General features: G+C 65.1%; 3 protein-coding genes. All 3 read right to left on the bottom strand.

The genetic code is table 11. From position 1 onward, the window contains the following. Positions 1 to 83: 83 nt before the first annotated feature. The 3 genes from ACIQCY_RS18175 to ACIQCY_RS18185 are packed head-to-tail and all read right to left on the bottom strand — an operon-like array spanning position 84 to position 2,997. Positions 84 to 1,535, bottom strand: coding sequence for a recombinase XerD (locus ACIQCY_RS18175; protein WP_400485204.1), 1,452 nt, complete (start codon positions 1,533 to 1,535; stop codon positions 84 to 86). Beyond that, positions 1,532 to 1,864, bottom strand: coding sequence for a helix-turn-helix domain-containing protein (locus ACIQCY_RS18180; protein WP_400485205.1), 333 nt, complete (start codon positions 1,862 to 1,864; stop codon positions 1,532 to 1,534). Before ACIQCY_RS18180 ends, ACIQCY_RS18175 begins: the two co-directional genes overlap by 4 nt. Continuing rightward, positions 1,861 to 2,997, bottom strand: coding sequence for a tyrosine-type recombinase/integrase (locus ACIQCY_RS18185; RefSeq protein WP_400485206.1), 1,137 nt, complete (start codon positions 2,995 to 2,997; stop codon positions 1,861 to 1,863). The genes ACIQCY_RS18180 and ACIQCY_RS18185 overlap by 4 nt, the downstream gene beginning before the upstream one ends. Positions 2,998 to 3,255 lie beyond the last annotated feature (258 nt).

Genomic DNA, 3,255 nt, shown 5'->3' on the forward strand with positions numbered 1-3,255 from the left:
TGCTGGTGAGCCGGTGTATTTGAGGCCTGCGAGTACCACCGGGTTCAGAGTGTTGTGAGCCTAGGTTCGGGGTGTCGGCTGGGTTAGCGCTGGTAGGAGGCGTAGGTGGTCCAGGTGTTGCCGGCGTGCTTGGCGTGTTGTTCGGTGATTTGGGTGCTGTAGCCCAGAGCCTGGGCGGCGACGGGTGGGGGCATGGTGAGCACGAGCGCGCGGAGGGTGGCGTTGCGGGCGCCGAGGAGGTGGATGCCGCTTTCTCGGAGCTTTTTCATGAGGTGTCCGGGGTGGAGGTGTTGTCCGGGGCGGTATCCGGGAAAGAGCCAGGGCGAGGCATGGTTGGCTGCGGTGTTCATGTTCGGGCGGTTGGTGAGGTGTTGTTGGAGGATCTCGTTGAAGGGGTGGGGGACGGGGACGGGCTGGTCGTCAAAGACGATCATCGTTTCGCCGTTCTCGGTGCGGCTGATCTGGTCCACCCGCATGCACGCGATGCGGGTCAGCGGTTGGGCGTAAAGCAGCAGCAGGATCGCTGCGGCCCGGTAGTGCAGTGGCCGGTCCTGGTTTTCGAGGCTCTCGCGTAGCAGCCGGAGCCGTTCGTCCTGGTTCAGGACGGGCCGGGTCTCTGCCGTGCGGTAGGGGAAATCGAGGGCGGGAAGGTGTTGGTTCTTCACGGCCCAGCGCACGAAGGTGCGCGCGGTGCTGCGGGTTGTCGGTCCTGTCGCCAGCCAGTGGTCGATGTCCGCTTGCCTGCACTGGGATGGGAGTTTCCCTTGGTCTGAGAGATGGCGAAGAAGGTCCCGGGCGACGGAGATGTCCTGCTTGGCTGCCCGTGTGGTGCCCCATTGCAGTTGGCCGGCGGCGGAGAGTCGACGCATCCGGCGCAGGTGGTGCCAGGTGGCGAACTGTTGGATGAGGGCGCGCTGGTCGGGGTCGGTGATGTCTGCCAGGACCCGGTCCAGCCAGGTTTCGAAGAGCACCAGATTCCGGTCGATCGGCGCCAGTAGCCCGTGTTCGATGAACAGTTCGCGCAGGTGCATCGCGGTGCGCGGCGATGGATGGTCATCGAAGGTGGTGTGGACCAACGGTTTCGCGCCGGTGGCGATGGCGGTCAGCAGAGCGCGGACCTCGGGGTTGCGGAGCCAGGTTAGGGCACTGCGGGGGTTGGGTTGGGCGCAGATTCCCGCGTGCAGGACTGTGAGGGGTCCGGGCATGGTGCCGGTGCCGTCATCGAGCAGTTCTGCCAGATGATCCTGCAGGCAGCATCGGGCGCAGCGCCGGGCCCGGTAAGGCTCTTCCTCGGTTGAGCATTGGGTGCAGTGGAAGTCGGCCGGGATGCCGGCGCAGTCGACGCAGGTGGGGGAGCCGGTGCTGTTCAGGCCGGGTAGGAGCCGCTCGGCCCCGCAGCCGGGGCACGTGCCGTGGGTCCGGGCGGCGCGCTGGTAACAGAGCCGGCAGAGACGGCCTTCGGGCCATATCGCCCCGAGTTTGGCGGCCGGTGTCCGGCAGCGGGCGCAGAGTTTCTCGTCCGCGGTGAGCATCACTCAGCGGGTCGGACGCGGGCGCGTTTGGGTCGGATGGTCGTGTTCAGGTCGACCACTTTCGGGCCGTTCACGGCGGTCTTCCGCTGGGCGGTCGTAGCGAGGTGGAACTGGCACAGATCCTCGACCGAGCAATCCAGGGCATCACACAAAGCGCCGAGCACAGTCATCGACATGCGCTCCGGTTTCTGTCCCACCAGCCGGTAAATCTGCGAGGGGGAGAGGTCGATTCCGCGTTCGACGAGCAGGGGGATGAGGTCGGAGATGTTGAACAGTCCCCGGGCGGCCATGATCTCGCGCAGCCGCCACGAGTACTCGATGTGCTTCTTCATCGTGTCTTCCTCTCATCCGTGCCACCACGAGTGCCGGTGCCGGTGGCTTGGGTGGCCATCGTGTTCATCGCTGCCCGCAGGGTGCGGGTGCGGTAATCGGAGGAGACGCCGGTATAGAGGGCGGTGGTGGAGGAATGTTCGTGTCCGACCTGCTGCTGGACGAACAAAGCGTCGTAGCCGTCCTCGATCAGGTGGGTGACGTAGGAGCGACGCAGGGAGTGGAAATCGATGCCGTCGGCCAGCCCGAGCCCGGTACGCAGGAGCGTAAATTCCCGGGTCAGTGAGTCGGCGGTGACCCGGCCGCTGCGCTCGGTAGGCCAGAGGGACGCCTGTTCCTCACCGGTTCCGGGCGGCCGGACTTCATCAATCCATTGCTGCAGGCAGTCCACGGCCCAGCCGGTGTGGGGGACCGTCAGGACGCTGCGGCGTTTGGGAGGAGAGCCGCGCATGGCCTTGCCGTGCCGGACATACAGCACCCCGTATCCGCCGAACTCGGGCGCGTGCGGGTTGGTCCCGAAGTCGGTCAGCTCGAGCATGCGGACCTCGTTACGCCGCAAACCCCAGGCGTAGGCGACTTTGATGGCCGTCGCGACGCGGAACGCGGAGATCCAGCCCTTACGCCCGTGCCGGCGCGCGTGATCGACCCGATCATCGGCATAGTCGAACAGGTCCTGGAGCTCGTCGCGGGTCAAAGGACGCTTACGCGGGCGGGCGGATGCTTCCTGGACATGCGCTGCGGTGTTCCACTCATGGCATACCTGCACAGGGTGGGTACCGAACCGCACCATGCATTCTTGGTCCCAGCCGTACGCCGGATCGGTCAGATAGCCCAGGAACAGGCGCAGGGCGTTCTGGTACGCCAAGAGGGTCGAATGACTCGCGGAGCGCACCGCGCGCAGTTCCATGAAGAACTCATCCACATCACCCACCGTCCATGACCAGGGATCCTCTCCGGTGAACAAGCGAAAACGCTGGATAATCTGCTCACGCCGGGCGATCGTCGTGAAAGCCAGGTTCCGACTCAGCTGCTGATTACGCCACCCATCCAGCATCGCCTGGAACACCTGCTCAGCAGGATTGAACAACGCCACATCCCGGGCGATCTGCCGCCCGGCAGCACCGGCAGGACCCATCCGCCTATTCACACCATCTCCTCGCATACCATGCGATACTTTCGCATGAAATGCGAGAACATGGCAAAGAGGCCTGCAATCGCGGGGATTTCAGCCTCCCGGCCTCACTCCGCTCGAGACTGCTTGCTGCCTGTAACTGTTCCTCCGCCATGCCCGTCAGGAATCACCAACCAACGACATCCCGGGCCTCGCGAACCACCTGCAGGGGAGAGGTATCACAGTCCGTCGAGTTCGCACCAGACGCGATTCGCCGGGTTC

It is taken from the genome of Arthrobacter sp. NPDC092385, from assembly GCF_044755105.1.
In the GTDB taxonomy this organism is placed as follows: domain Bacteria; phylum Actinomycetota; class Actinomycetes; order Actinomycetales; family Micrococcaceae; genus Arthrobacter_D.